Below are 18,442 nucleotides of genomic sequence, written 5' to 3'. Positions count from 1 at the left end.
CTCACACAGGTGGCGGCTCTCAGAGACCAGTAAACTCAGAACAACCAGTCGTTATGTCAGAGAGGACATCATCGTGCAGCTAGTCATTCTGGATTCCGCGCAGGCGATCGCGCAGCGGGCGGCCGACGAGATCGAGGCACTGCTCAAGGCCAAACCGGCAGCCGTGCTGGGGACCGCCACAGGCTCCTCGCCCCTGCCCCTGTACGACGAGCTCACCGCTCGCTGCGCCGCAGGACGTCTCAGCTTCGCCGAGGTCACCGGATTCATGCTCGACGAGTACGTGGGCCTGCCCGCCGGGCACCCGGAGCGCTACGCCACCTTCATGGAGACCAATCTGCGCTCCCGCGTCGACATGCGTCCCGGAGCCCTCCACGGCCCGGACGCGCTGAGGGAGGACCTCGAGGCCGCCTGCCGGGACTACGAGGCGCAGATGGCCGCGGCCGGATACTGCGACCTGCAGATCCTCGGCATCGGCTCCGACGGGCACATCGGGTTCAACGAGCCCGGCGGCGCCCTCGACTCGCGCACCCACCTGGGCGAGCTCCACGAGCAGACCCGCCGGGACAACGCCCGCTTCTTCGGCGGTGACGTCGACGCCGTGCCCACCCAGTGCATCACCCAGGGGCTGGCCACCATCATGGAGGCCCGCAAGCTGGTCCTCATCGCCACCGGCGAGGGCAAGGCCGAGGCCATCGCCCAGCTCGTCGAGGGCGAGGTCAGCACCCAGTGGCCGGCGACCGTCATGCAGCGCCACGACGACGCCCTCGTCCTGGTCGATCCCGCCGCCGCCAGCCGACTCACGTCGAAGCACTGACGGCGGCGTCGGGCTCTCTTCAAGGGAGAGCCTGCCCACAGGGGCGGGGCTGGCCACTGCCGGTGCGCACGGTCCGACCTACACTGGGCGGCATGACAGACGTCCTCGCCAGTGCCGATCCCGGATCGCCCGGAGCCCCGACCGACCCGACCGCCGAGCCCACCCAGGGCGTCGGTACTGCTGTCCTGGAGCGCGAGGAGCTCCAATCGACCGACGACGGCGATGCCGACCGCTTCGCCCACTACGTCCGCAAGGACAAGATCGCCGCGGCCGCTGTCACCGGGCGTCCCGTTGTCGCCCTGTGCGGCAAGGTGTGGACGCCCGGGCGCGACCCGTCGAAGTACCCGGTGTGCCCCACCTGCAAGTCCATCTACGAGGAGATGCGCAACGGGGAGGGCTCCGGCGACGGCAAGGGGCCGCGCTTCCCCCGCTTCCCGTTCGGGCGAGGCGGTCGGTGAACGCCGCCCGCGGCGGCCAGGCGACCCACCCCACCCCGACGCGAGCCTCGACGTCGGCGGCCCAGAACCTCTCCCCGGCCTACCCGCGCCGCGCCGCCTGGGGAACCGCCGGTTCACTGCGGGCCTGGCAGGCCGCCGCGCTGGGGCAGTACCTGGAGACGATGCCCCAGGACTTCCTGGCGGTGGCCACCCCCGGGGCCGGCAAGACGACCTTCGCGCTGCGAGTGGCCACCGAGCTGCTCAGCTCCGGAGACGTCCACAAGGTGACGATCGTCTGCCCCACTGAGCACCTCAAGTACCAGTGGGCCGAGGCCGCCGCCCGCGTCGGCATCCATATCGACCCCTCCTACTCCAACTCCCAAGGAGCACTCGGCTCACGCTTCGACGGCGTGGCCCTGACCTACGCCCAGGTGGCCGCCAACGCCAATCTCCACCGCGCCCGCACCGACCAGGCCCGAACCCTGGTCATCCTCGACGAGATCCACCACGGGGGAGACGCCCTGAGCTGGGGTGACGCGATCAGGGAGGCCTTCACCCCGGCGCGGCGGCGACTGGCCCTGACCGGAACGCCCTTCCGCTCCGACACCTCCCCGATCCCGTTCGTGCGCTACAAGGAGGACGCCTCCGGGGCGAAGCGCTCCCAGGCGGACTACTCCTACGGCTACTCCGACGCGCTGCGCGACGGAGTCGTGCGCCCGGTGATGTTCATGTCCTACTCGGGGCAGATGCGGTGGCGCACCAAGGCCGGCGACGAGGTCGCGGCGCGCCTGGGTGAGCCCCTCACCAAGGACCTGGAGTCCCAGGCCTGGCGTACCGCGCTCGACCCGGCGGGGGAGTGGATCCCCGCGGTCCTGGCCGCCGCCGACCAGCGCCTGACCGAGGTGCGCCGCCAGGTCCCCGACGCCGGGGCCCTCGTCATCGCCTCCGACCAGGCCAAGGCGCGCGCCTACGCCAAGCAGCTGCGCGCCATCACCGGAGAGGCCCCCACCGTGGTCCTCTCCGACGACAACGGCGCCTCCAGCCGCATCGAGGCCTTCTCCGCCTCCACCGGCCGCTGGCTGGTGGCCGTGCGCATGGTCTCCGAGGGAGTCGACGTGCCCCGCCTGGCCGTGGGTGTGTACGCCACCTCCACCTCCACCCCGCTCTTCTTCGCCCAGGCGGTGGGGCGCTTCGTGCGCTCGCGGGCGAGGGGGGAGACCGCCTCGGTGTTCCTCCCGTCGGTCACGCCGCTGCTGGCCCTGGCCGGGGAGATGGAGGTGGCCCGCGATCACGTCCTGCGCCGCCCCGACTCGGCGTCGCAGGAGGACGCCCTGTTCAGCCCCGAGGACCGGCTGCTCGCCGAGGCCAACAGGACTGAGAACGCCTCGGCCGAGCTGCTGCCTGGCTTCGAGGCCATGGACAGCCAGGCAGAGTTCGACCGCGTGCTCTTCGACGGCGGCGAGTTCGGCACCGGCGCCATGGTGGGCAGCGTCGAGGAGCAGGAGTACCTGGGGCTGCCGGGTCTGCTGGAGCCCGAGCAGGTGACCGCCCTGCTGCGCCAGCGCCAGGACAAGCAGATCGCCTCCCAGAAGAAGCAGGCCGCCGCCGAGGCGCAGAGGCGGAAGAACGCAGGCGTCGACGACGCCCGGCGCCGGGCAGCGGCCCGTAAGGAGCTCTCCCAGCTGGTGGCCGCGTGGGCCCGCCGCTCGAGCCAGCCCCACGGAGTGGTCCACAACGAGCTCAGGCGCGTGTGCGGGGGGCCGGAGGTCGCGGCGGCCTCCACCGAGGAGATCGAGAAGCGCATCCAGACCCTGCGGCGCTGGTTCGTCGGCAAGCGCTGACAGCGCTGACGACAAAGGAGCGCCGGCCAGGGGCGGGATGCGCCCCTGGCCGCCGGTCAGCGTCGGGTGGCGCCTCGCCCGTCGAGGTCGATGTGGCGGGTCGGCAGCGCCGACTCGCCGTCGCTCAGACGCCAGGCGTCGTAGGGCAGCTCGGCGCGCGACGCCCGGTGCCGCTCCGCCGCCGCGCTCAAGGCCTCCTTGCCGCGGTGCTCCTCGATGATCCGGCCCTCATCGACCAGCAGCACCTGAAGCGACCGGGCGCCGGCCTGGCTCAACGCCGACATCCCCTCGTCCTGCGAGCTGGAGGAGACCACCAGCTCCTCGGCGGCCGTGCCCTCGGAGGTGAGGATGCGGCCGGCCCACTTGCGGCCACCCACAGTGGACTTGCCACCCGAGGAGAACTTGGCGACCTCCTCCATGGCGCCGTCAGCGCCCTCGCGCTCCACCAGCTTGTAGACGAGCGCCGCGGTCGGGCGCCCCGAGCCCGTGACGAGCTTGGTGCCCACGCCGTAGGAGTCCACGGGGGCCGCCCCCAGTGCCGCGATGGCGTGCTCGTCGAGGTCGTTGGTGACGGTGATCCTCGTCGACGTCGCCCCCAGGGCGTCGAGCTGGGCGCGCACCTTGAAGGCCTCGGCCACCAGGTCACCGGAGTCCAGGCGCACCGCCCCGAGCTCGCCACCGGCGGCGCGGGCCGCCTTGACCGCCCGCTCCACGCCGGTGGCGATGTCATAGGTGTCCACCAGGATCGTGGTGCCCGGTCCAAGGCTGGCCACCTGAGCGGCGAAGGCCTCCTCCTCGGTGTCGTGCAGGAGGGTGAAGGAGTGGGCCGAGGTCCCCACCGTGGGGATGCCGTAGAGGAGCCCCGCCTCCAGGTTGCTCGTCCCCACGAAACCGCCGACGACCGATGCCCTGGCCGCGGCGACGGCCGCCTGCTCGTGAGCCCGGCGCGCCCCGAAGTCCACACAGGGGCGCCCGTGGGCGGCGATGGTCATGCGGGAGGCGGCCGCGGCGACGGCGCAGTCGTAGTTGTAGATCGACAGGGCCAGGGTCTCCAGGATGCAGGCCTCGGCGAATGTGCCCTCCACGGTCAGCAGCGGGGAGCCGGCGAAGTAGCACTCGCCCTCGGCGTAGCCGCGGATCGTCCCGGTGAAGCGGTAGCCGCGCAGGAAGTCCAGGGTCTCGTCGTTGACGACCCCGGTGCGGTGCAGGAAGTCGATCTGGGAGGGGGCGAACGTGAAGGCCTCGATGGCATCCAGCAGCCGGCCGGTGCCCGCCACGACACCGAAGCGGCGCGACCCTGGGAGCCTGCGGCCGAAGAGCTCGAAGACGCTGCGCCGGGAGGCGGCACCCGATGCCAGTGCTCCTTGCAGCATCGTGAGCTCGTACATGTCGGTCAGCAGAGAGGTCGAGGTTGTGGACACGTCCATGGAGGCGGCGGTGGAATCGGCAGAGGGCACGTAGCTGTTCACGGGAACAACCTATCGCGACTCACCGCTACCCTGGTGGTATGAGCACCTCGTTGCCCGTTGCGGAGCCGGAGATCCTGGAGGAGTCGCGCGTCCGTGCCCAGCGCCTGTGGTGCACCGTGGTCCACGACGACCCGGTCAACACGATGAGCTACGTGACCTGGGTGTTCCACTCCTACTTCGGTTTCTCCCTGCCAGTGGCCGAGGCCCGGATGATGCAGGTGCACACCGCCGGCCGCGCCGTGGTCTCCCGGGGAGCCCGCGAGCGCATGGAGGTCGATGTCACGGCGATGCACGGCTACGGCCTGCGCGCCACCATCGAGCCCATGGGCGACGACGCCGACGCTGGTGCGGATGACTCCTCAGGAGGACGGTGATGCGAGCCTTCCGCCGAGTCCCCGAGGGGCTGGTCTGCGGTCTTGACGACTGGGAGCGCGAGCTCCTGGCCAGGCTGGCCCTGGAGGTGAGGGCCCTTCTCCAGTCGGATGCTCCCCCCGGCGGGGGGACGGGGCAGTCCGAGGCCTCCTCGCCGTCGCGTCCCGACCCGGTGCGCCCGGGGGAGAGCGAGCGGGACCGTGAGGTCCTGGAGGCTCTGGACTTCGACCTCGATCCGCCGACCAACCACGTTCACGCCGGTCGCCCGAACGCGGACCCCGTCGTCGCCGTCCTGCTCCCGCAGGCCTCGGAGGATCCCCTCACCGCGATGGAGGTCAGCAGCCTGACTCGTGCGCGCCTGCGAGATGACAAGGTCGACCGCCTGGAGCGCCTGGCCGCCGAGCTGCGGGCGCCGTCGGGCCCTGAGGACACGGTGCTGGTGGTCCCGGGACGGGAGCCTGACTGGCTGGGGGCGACCAATGACATCCGGCTCGTGCTGGCCCAGCGCCTGGGCATCGAGTCGGCTCAGGACGCCGAGCGCGTTCACGCAGCCGCCTTCCAGGAGGTCCCCGAGGAGGAGACGTCTCGCGAGCAGTGGTACCGGGGGACGGCGCTCGTCTACGACATGGTCACCTGGTGGCAGGAATCACTGGTATCCGCGCTGTTCGGGGGCACAGGGCCCGCATAGTCTCGCGGTGTGAATGATGCTCCGATCGGGATGTTCGACTCTGGGGTCGGTGGCCTCACCGTCGCCCGTTCTGTCCTCGACCAGCTGCCCCATGAGCAGGTGTTCTACATCGGGGACACCGCCAACAGTCCTTACGGTCCCCGGGACATCGCCGAGGTCCGGTCCCTGGCTCTGAGCATCATGGACGAGCTCGTGGACCGCGGGGTCAAGCTGCTCGTCATCGCCTGCAACACCGCCTCGGCGGCCGTCCTGCACGATGCGCGGGAGCGCTACACCCTGGGGCGGGGCGTCCCGGTCATCGAGGTCATCCACCCGGCGGCACGCACCGCGGCCCGAGTGACCCGCAACGGCAAGGTGGGTCTGATCGCCACCCGTGGCACGGTCGACTCGCGCGCCTACGACGACGCCCTCCAGGCCGTTCCCGGCGTCGAGCTCGTCTCACAGGCGTGCCCGCGTTTCGTCGATCTGGCCGAGCGGGGGGTGACCACGGGCCCTGAGGTGCTCGACGTCGCCGAGGAGTACCTGGCCCCCATCAAGGCCGCCGGCGTGGACACCCTCATCCTTGGCTGCACCCACTACCCGCTGCTGGTGGGGCCGATCTCCTACGTCATGGGGCAGGACGTGACCCTGGTGACCTCCTCGGACGAGACCGCCAAGGACGTCTACCGGGCGCTGGCGGGCAAGAACCTTCTGCGTGGTTCCGATGCCCCCGAACCGCGCCATGACTTCGCCTCCACCGGTGACCCGGAGGCCTTCTCCGTCCTGGCCCGGCGCTTCCTGGGCCCGGAGGTCACCGCTGTTGAGCATGTCGCCTTCACCCGTGAGGCAGCCGGCGCCCCTGCCGGGCTGCCCCACCCTCCCTCACCTCCCACCTCCCATCAAGGATCTGTATGAGACTCACGATTATCGGCTGCTCCGGATCCATGTCGGGGCCCCAGTCCTCGGCCTCCTCCTACCTGGTGCAGGCCGACGGAGTCGACGCCGACGGCGCGCCGCGCACCTACTCGATCGTGCTGGACCTCGGGCCGGGGTCGATGGGGCAGCTGCTGCGCCACCTCGATCCCGCCGAGCTCGACGCCATTGCGATCTCCCACTGCCACGCCGATCACATGGTCGACCTGGTAGGCATGCACGTCTACCGGCGCTGGCTGCCCACCGGGGCGCTCGGGCCGGTCGCCTGCCTGGGGCCCTCGGAGCTGCTGGAGCGCCTCCAGGGGGTTGACGGCGTCCCGCCCAGTGAGCGCTACGCCACGGAGTTCGGCTTCGTCACCGCCGTACCCGGCCGGTCCTACAGCGTGGGCCCCCTGGTGATCTCACCCTTCGAGGCGCTTCACCCCGTGGAGGCCTACGGCTACCGGATCGAGGGCCCCAGTGAGGAGGATCCCTCCCGGCAGGTCAGCCTGGCCTTCACCGGGGACACGGACATCTGCCGGGGGATGAGTGACATGGCTCAGGGCGTGGACCTCCTCCTGGCCGAGGCGGCTTTCGTTGAGGGCCGCGACACCGTGGGCGGCATGCACATGACGGGGCGTCGTGCCGGTGAGCTCGCCGCTCAGGCCGGTGCGAGGCACCTGGTCCTCACCCACATCCAGCCCTGGACGGATCCGGCCGTGCCCCTCAAGGAGGCCGCAGCCGTCTACTCCGGCCCGTTGGAGGCGGCGACGGCGGACGCCGTCTGGGAGCTGTGAGCGCTGAAGGGCACGATCGCCCCACCCAACGACGAAGAGTCTCCTTCACCCCGGCTCTTCCCGACGGGGTGGACTGCCCCTGGACCCGGGGCAGGCGGACGCGCTGGTGGCTGGTGGTTCCCGCGGACCTGGCGGCCGTGGCGCTCGTGGCCCTGTTCGGTGCCGCCTCCACCCGCAGCCTGGGGCAGGTCCCCGCGTCCCTGTGGCAGGCGGGTGCGGCCCTCCTCGTCGCCTGGGGCGTGACCTGGCTCTTGCGGCGCTCTCACCCAGATCATCTGGAGATGGCGCTGCCCGAGGGGCTCATCATCGTGGGGATCAGCTGGATGGTCTGGACCGCGTTGCGCCATGTGGTTTCCGCATTCGACAACGTGTCCGCCATGGTCTCCTGGGCGGTGATGACCGGGGCCTTCCTCCTGGTGTTCCTGGGAGGATGGAGATGGTTCTACGGCTATGTGCGCGCCCACGACTCCCTGACCCCCAAGCCCGTGGCACGTCGCCTCGCCGAGCAGGAGAGGGACGGCGGCTAGCCCCGCCGGAGGCGGCCCGACTCGTTTCGGTATCAGATCGCTGTCTTTATGGAATGACAACCCGGCCATTCGTACCTTTACGCCATGCACCACTGCGCCAACCTGCGTCGACCACATCGGTGGATCGGCGTCCTGATCGCCGTCTCCCTCATCCTGGGAGGAGCAGTGGGCGGATCCGTCGTCTACCTCCACAGGCACGAGGGGCGGGCTCCGCGCGGCACCATCCTCATGGGCCAGGACGTCTCCGGAATGGACCGGTCGACCTTGACCGCGCTCGTGCTTCAGCGAGCCGCATCGGCGTCACTGACGCTGAGTGTTGAAGGAGCCCCCACCACGGTTCCGCTCACCCAGATCGCCCAGATCGACGCCCGGGCCACCGTGGAGGCCGCCGTGTCCGGAGCGGGGTCACTGACGACTCACCTGCGCGGCGTCGTGGGGACACGGGAGGTGGCGGTGCGGTACGTGGTCAGCAAGGAGGCCCGCGCCGCGCTGGTGTCGCAGCTGAACAACACGCTGCGCGACCACGTCGTCGAGCCGGCAGTGACCTGGAACGAGAACAGCGGCGGCTTCACCTCCTCATCGGGACGATCAGGCGACGCCATCGACCCCAATGATCTTGACGCGGCGATCGACGTCGCCGCACGCGAGCTGGCGAACCATACCGCACCGGTGTCGATCCACCGGACCGAGCCCACAGTGAGCGTCCAGGAGGCGAGCTCGGTCGCGCAATCGGCAACCGCACTACTGAACGCCGAGCTCCAAGTGACGGTCGACGGCGCAGCGCACGCCGCCTCCAAGGCTCAGAAGGCCTCATGGATCGACTTCCCCGTCAACGATGGCCGCATCGTGCCGACGGTCTCGAAGGAGAGGGTCAGGGCGTGGGTGACCTCCCTGAGTGCGCAGGAGGAGCGGAAACCGGTCAACGCCATCAACGACGTCGACTCAGCCGGCACGGTGCTCCAGCTCGCCCGCCCGGGCAAGTCCGGAAGGAAGGCCGGCAACATCGAGCCGGTGACGGCGGCACTCGTCCAGGGACTCGGCCAGGGCCGAAGCGTCAGCCAGCAGATCACCTGGAACGAGGTGCCCCACTCCACCGAGAGCCGGGTGGTGCCCAACGGGCCGGAGCGTTTCGCCTACCAGGCCAAGGCGGGGGAGAAGTGGATCGATGTCAACCTCACCGACTCAACGCTGACCGCCTATGAGGGCCAGAAGGTCGTCCACGGGCCGATCCTCATCAACCACGGCGGCGTCGGGCACGAGACCATCACCGGCACCTACAAGATCTACCTGCGCTACCAGGCGCAGGACATGGGGTGCACTCCCGAGTGGCCCTACTGCGAACGAGGGGTGCCGTGGGTGAGCTACTGGCACAACAGCTACGCCCTCCACGGAGCCCCCTGGGTCAAGGAGTTCGGCATCGGGACGGACGAGTCCTCCCACGGCTGCATCAACATCCCGGTGGCGGACGCTCAGACGATCTGGCAGTGGTCCGAGATCGGTACCACCGTGGTGACGCACTACTGACGGCGCCTTCGAGGGCTCAGCCGGCCAGGATGTCGGCCAGGACCGGTGCCAGGGCACGGAAGGCCTGCCCCCGGTGGGAGATGGCGTGCTTGTCCTCAGGCGTCATCTGAGCGGTGGTGCGGCCCCGACCGCTCGGCTCGTCCTCCTGGACGGGCACGAAGATCGGGTCGTAGCCGAAGCCCCCCTCGCCCTGAGGAGCGTTGACCAGGCGCCCCTCCATGGATCGCTCGATGGTGGTGACCAGCTCCGGTCGCCCGCCGGAGCCCGGCCGGACCAGGACCGCGGCACAGGTGAAGCGGGCGCCGCGGTGCGGGGCGGCGACGTCGGCCAGCTGGGCCAGGAGCAGCTGAAGGTTCGCGGTGTCGTCCCCGTGCCGGCCGCTCCAGCGCGCCGAGAAGATCCCCGGCGCCCCACCCAGGACATCGACGCACAGGCCCGAGTCGTCGGCGAGTGCGGGCAGGCCCGTGGCCCGGGCCAGGGCCCGGGCCTTGAGCAGGGCGTTGTCGGCGAAGGACAGGCCGTCCTCCACCGGCTCGGGCGCCTTGAGGGACGCGGCCGAGATGATGGAACCGGGATCCAGCCCCGGTACGAGCGGCGCCAGGATCTGCCGCAGCTCGGCCAGCTTGCCGGGGTTGTGGGTGGCCAGGACGAGGCGGGCTCCGGCAGGCACCTGGACCCGGTTAGTGAGCGGGGCGGCGCCGTCGGCGTCTGACGAGGCACTCACGGCTCAGGCCTGCGTGGGCTGGGTTGAGGAGTCTGAGGAGGACACGGTGAAGGGATCACCGCTGGGGCCGGCCAGGGCCCGGCGCTGGAGCGCCGCCAGGCGGCAGTTGCCGGTGGCGGCCAGGTCGAGCAGCTCTCCGAGCTCGGAGCGGTCGAAGGGGGCGTGCTCGGCGGTGCCCTGGACCTCGATGAAACGGCCGTCCCCGGTCTGGACGACATTCATGTCGGTCTGGGCGCGCACGTCCTCCTCATAGGGCAGGTCGAGGCAGGGAACGCCGTCGATGATCCCCGCCGAGATGGCCGACAGGGAGTCGGACAGCACCGGCTTGCCGGGGCGGGCCTTGATGAGGCCGCGCTGCGTGCCCCAGGCGACGGCGTCGGCCAGGGCCACGTAGGCGCCGGTGATCGCCGCGGTGCGGGTGCCGCCGTCGGCCTGCAGCACATCGCAGTCCAGGGCGATCGTGTTCTCGCCCAGTGCGGAGACGTCGATGATGCCGCGCAGGCTGCGGCCGATGAGGCGGGAGATCTCGTGGGTGCGGCCACCGACCTTGCCCCGAACGGACTCCCGACCGGAGCGCTCCGACCCGGCCCGCGGGAGCATGGCGTACTCGGCGGTCACCCACCCCTCACCACTGCCCTTGCGCCAGCGCGGAACTCCCTCGGTGAAGGAGGCGGCGCACAGGACCCGGGTACGCCCGAAGGTCACCAGGACCGATCCCTCGGCGTGGTCGAGCCAGTGTCGGGTCATGGTCACGGGGCGCAGCTCGTCGACGGCGCGGCCGTCCTTGCGGGTGAAGGGGGCAGTTGTCATGGGCTCAGGCTACCCGGCGGCCATCCGGTCTCGGGACGGCTCAGCACCGCGGGATGCCCAATGTCTGTAGTCCGCGACGGCCGTCAGACGGTAGCGTTCTTCGCGATGCCTGCTTCTGGCCGGGAGCCGACGGAGACACTGAGGAGAACACCTATGACCTATGTCAACATCACCGCGCTGACCTTCCCCGAGGGCGCCCAGGCCGAGATCGAGAAGCGCTTCGCCGCCCGGAAGCGAGGCGTTGACGTCTCACAGGGCTTTCAGGGCTTCGAGCTGCTGCGCCCGGTGGTCGGGGAGGACCGCTACTTCGTGGTGACGCGGTGGGACACGCGCGAGGACTACGAGCGTTGGAGGGCGGCGCGCCCCGCCGGCGGGCACGAGGACGACAAGCGCCGGGGCATGAGCGTGGAGGTCCTCGGTTTCGAGGTCGTCCAGCACGAGGAGTGACTCAGGACGCCGCCGGGACGGGAGACGGGAATCAGCTCTTCGGGTGATTGCCTGGTCGGACGGGGCCCCTAGCCGCCTTGAGGCGGCTAGGGTAGGGGTGCGCATCCGTCGTACCGATCAGGAGAAGGAGACGAGTCACGTGGGAGTCGATGCCGGACGAGTTCGTCAGATGAGCGAGCAGCTGCGCAGCACCGGGATGCTCGTCATTCCGGAGTCCCCGATGCGTCTATGGGGGAGCCTTCTGGGCTGCGTCGGCTTCACAGTGGTGGGGGTCGTGGTCATTCTGATCGCGAATCAGTCGAGTTCCCCGCTTCTCTACATGCTCGCTGGTATCGCCAGCATCGGTTTCTTCGGCGTCATCGGTATCCCCGGCATGATCCGGAAGATCATCCTCCGCAGCCGACTGGTGGTGACGCCTGAGGGGCTGCGCCTGGAACGGCGCAACATCGTCAATGAGTCCGCCCGCTGGGTGGATATCGCCGAGTTCTTCGGGCAGGAGGTCGCTCCCGACGGTACGCGAGGACAGCTGGTGATCGGCTACATCCTGACGCCGCTGGGGCAGCAGATGCGCCGCCAGGACGCGACCACCGCCCAGCTGAGCCAGCAGATCAATGAGGTTGCCGACCGTGGGATGGGCAAGGAGGAGCGCGTATACCTCCCCGGCACCTTGGAGGGGAGTAAGGAGGACCTGCTGGCCCTGCTTCAACAGGCACACCAGCTCTACGGCGCACCGGGGCGCGTCTAGTCCCTTCGTCCACTACGCACTGCGCCTGCGTCCCGGTGGGTGCGGGGCGGCTCAGGGAGCCGGGGACGGGGCCGTGACGAAGACCGACTCCGGCACGCCGCACCTGGAGTAGGTGAGCTGACAGGAGTGGCAGGGGCCGAAGGCCTTGGCCGGGGTCTGGATCTTCACCCGGGTGACGGTCTCGGGGAGACGCTCGACGCCGTATTCGGCAGCGCTCTGCTCAAGCATCTTGTAGGCGGCATCGACCTGGTAGGACCACTGCGCGAACGCCCCGCCGCCGCGGATGGCGTGGTCGAGCCAGGCCTCGTACCAGGAGATGAAGCTCGGGGCCACACGGGTGAATCCATCGTCGCAGGCCCGTGAGTCCAGCCAGACACTGCCGTCGTAGGGGCTCATGCGCCACTCGGCGCCGCAGCCGGCATCGGCCAGGTGGATGCCTCCATCGTCGGCCGGGTAGATGTCCAGCCCGTAGCCGGGGCCGGCGCCCGAGCCCGCGATGGTGCTGAGGAACCAGCGCAGGTCCTCCGGCAGCGAGAGCCCCACAGGAAGGTTCGGCGGTCCCAGCCTCATGCCGTGGTGGCGGCTGCCGAGCCAGCCGGCTTCGCTGCTGGGATTGTACGAGGCGGCCGCGATGAGGTTGAGGGTGTGCTGGAGCCCGTCCCTGGTCAGGGGCGGGGCGGGCTCCAAGGGCGTGAGCACCGACCACTCCCGGAGCATGCGGTGGCCACCGGGCTCGGGCGGGATCGCGTCCAGGATGCTGCGTCCCGCGGGCCAGTCGGCGCCGGCGAGCTTGAGCTCGGTGATCGAGTGGGGGCCGATGGCCGCGTAGCAGCCCAGTGCCATCGGCTCATCGGAGCGAGTGGCGGGAATCAAGGGGCTGGCGAGTACCCGGTCGGTCAGGGCGCGGGGGCCGCCCAGCCGCCGGCGGTAGGCCTCCACCTCCTCGATCGGCATGTTCATGCTGCGGTCGAGATGCCCGGTGGCCACCCGGTAGCGTCTGCCTCCCACAGTGGCCTCGAACTGCTCGACGTCGGGATTGTCAGAATCGATGAGGTCTGGGCGGCCGATTCCGGTCAGCAGGACGGGGCCGAAGGCGCAGGCCCAGTTGCAGCCGGCAGTGGCAACCGACGCCAGCTGGCTGGAACCGTAGCCGCTGGCCGTGACCAGGACCCGTCTGCTCCCGAAGGCGCCTCCACTGATCTGAAGAAAGAGGAACGCGCCGTATGGCTCGTGGTCCTGAATCTCGTCGATGAAGCACTCGATGATGGGAAGCCCCTCGCCCAGCCGAACCGTCTGGACGTCATCGATTGCCTCGGCCGTGGCTCCCCGGAAGTGTCTGGCGATCGTCTGCGCCAGCACGACGTCGAATGCGGGGGTGCCCGAATCGAAGGAGTTGTCTGTCATCATGCCTCGGAACAGGTCGGTGGAAGCGGCAGGTGTCGGAGCGTGCGGAGGACGCAGAACTTCTTGTCCGCCTATGAAGACCCTCTTGGTGCTGGGAACTGAAACTGAAATCTGTGCGCGAGAAGGGACTCGAACCCTCACGCCCGAAGGCACCAGGACCTAAACCTGGGGCGTCTACCAATTCCGCCACTCGCGCTGTGCGGCGCCCACTCTACCGACCTCAGTACCGGATGGCAGAATGCGGCGACCGCTCCTGTGGGCTCTGTCAGTCCACGCCCAGTGCGGCGCGCAGCCGCTTGACGTGACCGGTGGCTCGCACGTTGTACTGGGCCAGCGTCACGGTCCCGTCGGGGGCCACCACCACGGTGGAGCGGATGACGCCGGTGTAGACCTTGCCGTAGTTCTTCTTCTCGCCCCACACGCCCCAGGCCTCCATGACGGCGTGGTCGGTGTCCGACAGCAGGGGAAAGGGCAGGTTGTGGCGGTTGGAGAACTTGGCCTGCGCGCTCGCCGGGTCGGGGGAGATACCGACGACGGCGTAGCCGGCCGCCTCGAGCGCCTCCAGGGAGTCCCTGAAGTCGCACGCCTCCTTGGTGCAGCCCGGAGTACAAGCCTTGGGGTAGAAGTAGACGATGACGCCCTTGTCCGTGCTGGCGCAAAGGTCGCCAAGAGTCACGGTGCGGCCGTTCTGGTCGGGCAGGGCGAACTCCGGGGCTCGGTCACCGGCGGCGAGCTGGGTCATGGGTCCTCCTCGGGCTGCTGGACGGATGCACTCATCCTTGCATCGCCTCCGGGGCCAGTGGCAGTGAATTCGGGGACTTACTTTCGTGATCTGGCAAACGTTCAGGACGTCAGTCCCGAGGGAACCCCGACCCGGCTCCGGGTGAGGCCTCCGGGTCAGGCGGCCTGGGCGAGCGTTCGCCGTGAGGCCTGCTGCGCCGCCTCCAGTCGTTCCAGCGCGCGCTCAAGTCGCGAGGGGGAGGCGGTCGCCCCCAGCGAGGCGAGCTCCGCGCGTGCGGCGAAGAGCTCCCTCCTGGCGGCCTCGTCGGTCCGGGTTCCAGTGGCTGCCGGCCCGGTGGCCGGAGTCGTCATCGTGGTCATGGTGTGGATGTCGCGTGTCATACGTATCTCCTCATCTTCCTTCAGCGTCGTCGGCCCGATGGGGCCTGGGGCAGCAGCGCACGCCGGGGCGGGTACGTACCTGCCGAGCCGGCGTGCTTGCGGAACAAGACTCCTAGCGCGGCGACTGGTTGGCGCCGCCGTCGCAGACTGTGGTCACGAGGGCGTGGAAACCGATGAGACGGTGGCATCCTGAGATGCTTCTCAGTGCGGAGGCGGTTGTCTTTGACCGCCGTCATGTGCCCGCTGCTGCGCCTTCGGGGTCATCCCGGGCGAAGCTCGTGCCCTTCGTGGTACACCGCCAGGGACTTGAACCCTGAACCCGCTGATTAAGAGTCAGCTGCTCTGCCAATTGAGCTAGCGGTGCTCGGTCAATCGTGACCAGCTCTTCCGGCCCTGAGGGCTGGAAGATCCGTACACCGCCAGGGACTTGAACCCTGAACCCGCTGATTAAGAGTCAGCTGCTCTGCCAATTGAGCTAGCGGTGCTTTCACCACAGCGGTGTCATTCGACGCGGCTCGCTGGGCGACGGAGGAACACTTTACGGATGGAGAAGGGCTTCGTCCAGTCAGGATCCATGAAACCAGGCGATTGTGCGGCAAGTCTCAAGGGTGGGGGCGGGTGAGGAGCCGCGTTGCCACTGCGTTCCGTCCGGTAGCCCGCTCAGTGCGACGGACCGCCCTCGCGGTCCTGTCGGCGGCGGCGCACGTCGGCGGCGCGAGCACGGTCGCGCTTCGACATCGCACCCTGTGAGGGGGGCTTCCTCGACGGCGCTGCCTTTGACGCACCGGTGCCTGTTCGCCCGCTCCGGCGATGGCCGCTCCGCCCGGAGGGGGTGGCCTCGACGTCGTCGTCCTGGTCAATGCGGCCGGTGCGAGACCACTGGTGGTACTGCTTCAGCGTGGCCGCCTGCTCCTCGGTGAGACGGTGCCACAGGGGCAGATCGAGCTTCTTGCGGTCGCGCACGCGGCTGCCGAGGGTCCAGCCCGCCAGCATGACCAGCGCGACCACCATGCCGCCCCACATGCTGCTGCGGCCCGCGCGGGCTCCGGTGAGCACCGAGACGGTTCCTCCGAGCAGTCCCGCGATGAGAATGGTCGCGACGACGATGGCCGCCATGGATGCCCAGTAACGCTGCGCGGCGGTGATGCGCGGCTTGCGGGTTTCAGAAGTCACCTCGGCATTGTGACACCCTCGAGCGTGACGACTGAGCAAGGCGCGGGTGTCGAAGGCTGCGGAACGGAGGCCGGCTGGCCACTCCAACCAGTAGGCAGTCATGCCCGCTGGTGCGGGCGCGGTTCAGTGTCACATGTCCGTGGCTCTCGCCGCGATGCTGCGCGCGGTAGCGTGGGCCGTATGAGCGACCCGATCGTGACGCTGGCGACCTGCGCCGACTTCCCCGACCTTGATGACGATGACCGCGGTCTGCCGGATGCCCTGCGTGCGCGCGGCATCGAGCCGCGGGTTGCCGTATGGGACGATCCCGACGTCGACTGGAGCCAGTCCGGCACGGTCGTTCTGCGCAGCGTGCGTGACTACGCCACTAAGGGAAACTACTCCCGCTTCCTCCAGTGGGCCCGGTCGGTGCCCAGACTCGCCAACCACCCCGACGTCGTCACCTGGAACTCGGACAAGCACTACCTCACCCGCTTGAACGAGTGGGGGGTTCCCATGATTCCGACGATGTGGCTGGAGCCCGAGGCCGGCTACTCCAAGCACCAGGTTCACACCCGTTTCCCGGCCCATGGTGACTTCGTCGTCAAGCCGGCCGTCTCCTCGGGCGGGCGCGGCACCGGACGCTACACCGCCACCGACGCCGCCTCCCGGTCCGCGGCGATCAATGACGCCATGCACCACCTGCGCCGCGGGCGCACCGTCATGGTCCAGCGCTACCTCGAGGAGGTCGACCGCAAGGGTGAGGTCTCGCTGGTCTACTTCAACGGCGTGCTGTCCCACGCGGTGGAGAAGGCGCCGATGCTCCACCCCTCCTTCAAGTCCACTGACCAGATCCACGAGGAGATCGTCACGGCGCGCGAACCCAGCGAGCAGGAGTGGCTCTGGGGCGAGCGGGTGCGCAAGGCCATCCACACGCTGATCAAGGAGGTCTCCGGCCGGGACATCCAGCTCCTGTTCAACCGTGTCGACGTCGTCGGGGACGGTCAGGGCGGTTTCTACCTCATGGAGGTCTCGCTGATCGACGCGGGCCTCTATCTCGGGGCGGCACCCGAGGCGCTGGACAACTTCGCCGACGCCATCGCTCAGCGCATCTTCTGGTAACCGCGCAGGCGCGGACGTCTTCAGGTAACCGGGTGTGGTAGATAGGTGTCATGCGCACGCTGCTCAACATCATCTGGGTCGTCTTCGGCGGGTTCTGGCTGTTTCTCAGTTACCTCTTCTTCGGACTGATCGCCTGCCTGTTCATCGTCACGATTCCCGCAGGCGTCGCCTCCTTCCGTATCGCCGCCTACGTCCTGTGGCCCTTCGGGCGTGAGGTGGTTCCGGCCCCCGGGGCAGGCGCCATGAGCGGGATCAGTAACATCATCTGGTTCCTCGTCGCCGGGCTCTGGCTGGCCATCGGCCACATCACCACCGCCGCGGCACAGGCCGTCACCATCGTCGGGATCCCGCTGGCCGTGGCCAACATCAAGCTCATCCCCGTCACCTGCTTCCCCTTCGGCAAGCAGATCATTGAGACCCGCTAAGAGGTTGTGCCATATGGCGCAGCGGGTGGCGTTGGGAACCTCGGCCCGGGCCCGCGGTGAGGTGCAACCGGGTCCATGCCCGAGGCGCTACCGGTACCGTCTCGAGCCTCCGATACCGTGTCGCAATGCGAACGTTCTCGGTATCCGCCACGTCCTTCGGGCGCGAGCCGGCTCGGTTGTCTGATCTGCTGGCCCGAGGGCCGGTCGTCCTCGACGGGGCGATGGGGACCGAGCTCGACGCCCGCGGGATCGACACCCGCAACGCGCTGTGGTCGGCGCGTGCGCTCACCACGGCGCCCGACGTCGTGCGCGAGGTCCACTCCGACTACCTGGACGCGGGGGCCCGCGTCATCACGACCAACACCTACCAGGCCACGCTTCCGGCGCTGATCCGCTCCGGGGAGGATACTGCCGGCGCGAGGGAGATCATCGCGGCCGGCGCCCGTCTGGCCAAGGAAGCGGCCCGTCAGTTCGGCAAGGAGCACCCCGAGGAGCCGGTACTCGTCGCCGGAGGGCTTGGACCTTATGGGGCCTATCTGGCCGATGGCAGTGAGTACACCGGTGCCTACAGCATCGACATCCCCGAGGGGCCCCGTCTCCGGGAGGTTCACCTGCCTCGCATCGAGGTCCTGGCGGGGGAGGGGATCAACCTGTTCGCCCTGGAGACGCTCCCGCGTCTGGACGAGGCGCAGGCGCTCGTCGCCATGGTGAAGAGCCTCGCTCCTCAAGCCGAGTGCTGGGTCTCCTTCCAGGTGCGCTCCGACGGCGCCAGTCTCGCTGATGGCACGTCGTTGGCTGAGGCGGCGGCCCGGGTCGCGCAGGAGGAGATGGTCGTTGCAGTCGGCATCAACTGCGTGGCCCCGGACGTCGTCGGCCGAGCGCTGCCGGTGCTGCGTGCGGCGACCGTCAAACCACTGGTGGCCTGTCCCAATGCGGGCGATCTTTACGACCCGGCGACCAAGACCTGGCATTCCACTGGTGAAGGGGCTGGAATCCCGGCGCTGGCGCCATCGTGGATCGACGTCGGGGCGCGGCTCGTCGGCGGCTGCTGCCGCACCCGTCCGGCCCAGATCCGCCGGCTCGCTCGCACGGTCCGCCCGTAACCGCGCAGCCCTCCGACCTCGTGCCCCT

Annotated in this window: 21 protein-coding genes and 3 tRNA genes; 14 read left to right on the top strand and 10 right to left on the bottom strand. The window is 69.5% G+C overall.

Annotated features, from left to right (window positions below; translation table 11 throughout):
* Positions 1–73: 73 nt before the first annotated feature.
* From nagB to BKH32_RS02020, 3 genes are all read left to right on the top strand, one after another.
* Positions 74–814, top strand: coding sequence for a glucosamine-6-phosphate deaminase (gene nagB / locus BKH32_RS02030; RefSeq protein WP_075248398.1), 741 nt, complete (start codon positions 74–76; stop codon positions 812–814).
* Between the two features lie 92 nt (positions 815–906).
* Positions 907–1,272, top strand: a complete 366-nt coding sequence (locus BKH32_RS02025; RefSeq protein WP_075248397.1) for a DUF3039 domain-containing protein — start codon at positions 907–909, stop codon at positions 1,270–1,272.
* Positions 1,269–3,092: a DEAD/DEAH box helicase gene (locus BKH32_RS02020; RefSeq protein WP_075248396.1), complete on the top strand. Its 1,824-nt coding sequence runs from the start codon at positions 1,269–1,271 to the stop codon at positions 3,090–3,092. Before BKH32_RS02025 ends, BKH32_RS02020 begins: the two co-directional genes overlap by 4 nt.
* Before the next feature lie 56 nt (positions 3,093–3,148).
* Here BKH32_RS02020 and BKH32_RS02015 read toward each other — a convergent pair whose 3' ends face one another.
* On the bottom strand, positions 3,149–4,519 hold the full coding sequence (locus BKH32_RS02015) for a nicotinate phosphoribosyltransferase (RefSeq protein WP_075248410.1): 1,371 nt from the start codon (positions 4,517–4,519) through the stop codon (positions 3,149–3,151).
* 80 nt (positions 4,520–4,599) lie between these two features.
* Between BKH32_RS02015 and clpS the strand changes: the two genes are divergently transcribed.
* The 6 genes from clpS (at position 4,600) to BKH32_RS01985 (ending at position 9,360) form a co-directional block, all read left to right on the top strand.
* Positions 4,600–4,935 carry an ATP-dependent Clp protease adapter ClpS gene (gene clpS, locus BKH32_RS02010; RefSeq protein ID WP_075248395.1) on the top strand — a complete coding sequence of 112 codons (336 nt, stop codon included), beginning with the start codon at positions 4,600–4,602 and terminating at the stop codon, positions 4,933–4,935.
* Entirely contained in the window at positions 4,935–5,621 is a 687-nt protein-coding gene (locus BKH32_RS02005) for a DUF2017 family protein (protein WP_075248394.1), read from the top strand. The genes clpS and BKH32_RS02005 overlap by 1 nt, the downstream gene beginning before the upstream one ends.
* Positions 5,622–5,651: 30 nt before the next feature.
* Positions 5,652–6,515 (top strand): glutamate racemase, encoded by an 864-nt coding sequence (gene murI / locus BKH32_RS02000; protein ID WP_218638454.1) that lies wholly within the window; start codon positions 5,652–5,654, stop codon positions 6,513–6,515.
* Positions 6,512–7,309 (top strand): MBL fold metallo-hydrolase, encoded by a 798-nt coding sequence (locus BKH32_RS01995; RefSeq protein ID WP_075248392.1) that lies wholly within the window; start codon positions 6,512–6,514, stop codon positions 7,307–7,309. Before murI ends, BKH32_RS01995 begins: the two co-directional genes overlap by 4 nt.
* Positions 7,306–7,836: a DUF3054 domain-containing protein gene (locus tag BKH32_RS01990; protein WP_256690436.1), complete on the top strand. Its 531-nt coding sequence runs from the start codon at positions 7,306–7,308 to the stop codon at positions 7,834–7,836. The genes BKH32_RS01995 and BKH32_RS01990 overlap by 4 nt, the downstream gene beginning before the upstream one ends.
* Before the next feature lie 84 nt (positions 7,837–7,920).
* Entirely contained in the window at positions 7,921–9,360 is a 1,440-nt protein-coding gene (locus tag BKH32_RS01985; protein ID WP_075248390.1) for a L,D-transpeptidase, read from the top strand.
* Positions 9,361–9,376: 16 nt separating this feature from the next.
* Here BKH32_RS01985 and rdgB read toward each other — a convergent pair whose 3' ends face one another.
* Together rdgB and rph are read right to left on the bottom strand one after the other, a co-directional pair.
* Positions 9,377–10,084 (bottom strand): RdgB/HAM1 family non-canonical purine NTP pyrophosphatase, encoded by a 708-nt coding sequence (rdgB, locus tag BKH32_RS01980; RefSeq protein WP_075248389.1) that lies wholly within the window; start codon positions 10,082–10,084, stop codon positions 9,377–9,379.
* 3 nt (positions 10,085–10,087) lie between these two features.
* Entirely contained in the window at positions 10,088–10,894 is an 807-nt protein-coding gene (rph, locus tag BKH32_RS01975) for a ribonuclease PH (protein WP_075248388.1), read from the bottom strand.
* Positions 10,895–11,047: 153 nt separating this feature from the next.
* Here rph and BKH32_RS01970 point away from each other — a divergent pair, with 153 nt between their 5' ends.
* On the top strand, positions 11,048–11,341 hold the full coding sequence (locus BKH32_RS01970) for an antibiotic biosynthesis monooxygenase family protein (RefSeq protein WP_075248387.1): 294 nt from the start codon (positions 11,048–11,050) through the stop codon (positions 11,339–11,341).
* A gap of 139 nt (positions 11,342–11,480) precedes the next feature.
* A complete protein-coding gene (locus BKH32_RS01965) occupies positions 11,481–12,086 on the top strand; it encodes an STM3941 family protein (RefSeq protein ID WP_075248386.1) in 606 nt (201 codons plus the stop codon).
* A gap of 51 nt (positions 12,087–12,137) precedes the next feature.
* On the opposite strand, the gene BKH32_RS01960 is transcribed toward BKH32_RS01965, so the two are convergent.
* From BKH32_RS01960 to BKH32_RS01930, 7 genes are all read right to left on the bottom strand, one after another.
* Entirely contained in the window at positions 12,138–13,490 is a 1,353-nt protein-coding gene (locus BKH32_RS01960) for an SMI1/KNR4 family protein (RefSeq protein ID WP_075248409.1), read from the bottom strand.
* 114 nt (positions 13,491–13,604) lie between these two features.
* Positions 13,605–13,686 (bottom strand) — tRNA-Leu (locus BKH32_RS01955).
* Between the two features lie 69 nt (positions 13,687–13,755).
* The gene (bcp, locus tag BKH32_RS01950; protein WP_075248385.1) at positions 13,756–14,232 is read right to left on the bottom strand and encodes a thioredoxin-dependent thiol peroxidase; all 477 of its coding nucleotides are present in this window, start codon (positions 14,230–14,232) and stop codon (positions 13,756–13,758) included.
* Between the two features lie 155 nt (positions 14,233–14,387).
* Complete coding sequence (locus BKH32_RS01945) at positions 14,388–14,612, bottom strand: hypothetical protein (protein ID WP_178384528.1); 225 nt, start codon at positions 14,610–14,612, stop codon at positions 14,388–14,390.
* Positions 14,613–14,900: 288 nt separating this feature from the next.
* Positions 14,901–14,976 (bottom strand) — tRNA-Lys (locus BKH32_RS01940).
* A gap of 48 nt (positions 14,977–15,024) precedes the next feature.
* Positions 15,025–15,097: transfer RNA gene (locus BKH32_RS01935), tRNA-Lys, on the bottom strand.
* 175 nt (positions 15,098–15,272) lie between these two features.
* Complete coding sequence (locus tag BKH32_RS01930; RefSeq protein ID WP_075248384.1) at positions 15,273–15,785, bottom strand: hypothetical protein; 513 nt, start codon at positions 15,783–15,785, stop codon at positions 15,273–15,275.
* Between the two features lie 180 nt (positions 15,786–15,965).
* On the opposite strand from BKH32_RS01930, the gene BKH32_RS01925 reads away from it, so the two are divergent.
* From BKH32_RS01925 to mmuM, 3 genes are all read left to right on the top strand, one after another.
* Positions 15,966–16,886, top strand: a complete 921-nt coding sequence (locus BKH32_RS01925; protein WP_075248383.1) for an ATP-grasp domain-containing protein — start codon at positions 15,966–15,968, stop codon at positions 16,884–16,886.
* 50 nt (positions 16,887–16,936) lie between these two features.
* Positions 16,937–17,311 (top strand): YccF domain-containing protein, encoded by a 375-nt coding sequence (locus BKH32_RS01920; protein ID WP_075248382.1) that lies wholly within the window; start codon positions 16,937–16,939, stop codon positions 17,309–17,311.
* 125 nt (positions 17,312–17,436) lie between these two features.
* Complete coding sequence (mmuM, locus tag BKH32_RS01915) at positions 17,437–18,414, top strand: homocysteine S-methyltransferase (RefSeq protein WP_075248381.1); 978 nt, start codon at positions 17,437–17,439, stop codon at positions 18,412–18,414.
* Positions 18,415–18,442 lie beyond the last annotated feature (28 nt).

This window comes from Actinomyces oris, from assembly GCF_001929375.1.
Classification (GTDB): domain Bacteria; phylum Actinomycetota; class Actinomycetes; order Actinomycetales; family Actinomycetaceae; genus Actinomyces; species Actinomyces oris_B.
The sequence above is the reverse complement of the archived record's forward strand: the minus strand, read 5'-3'. Positions and strand labels throughout refer to the sequence as shown.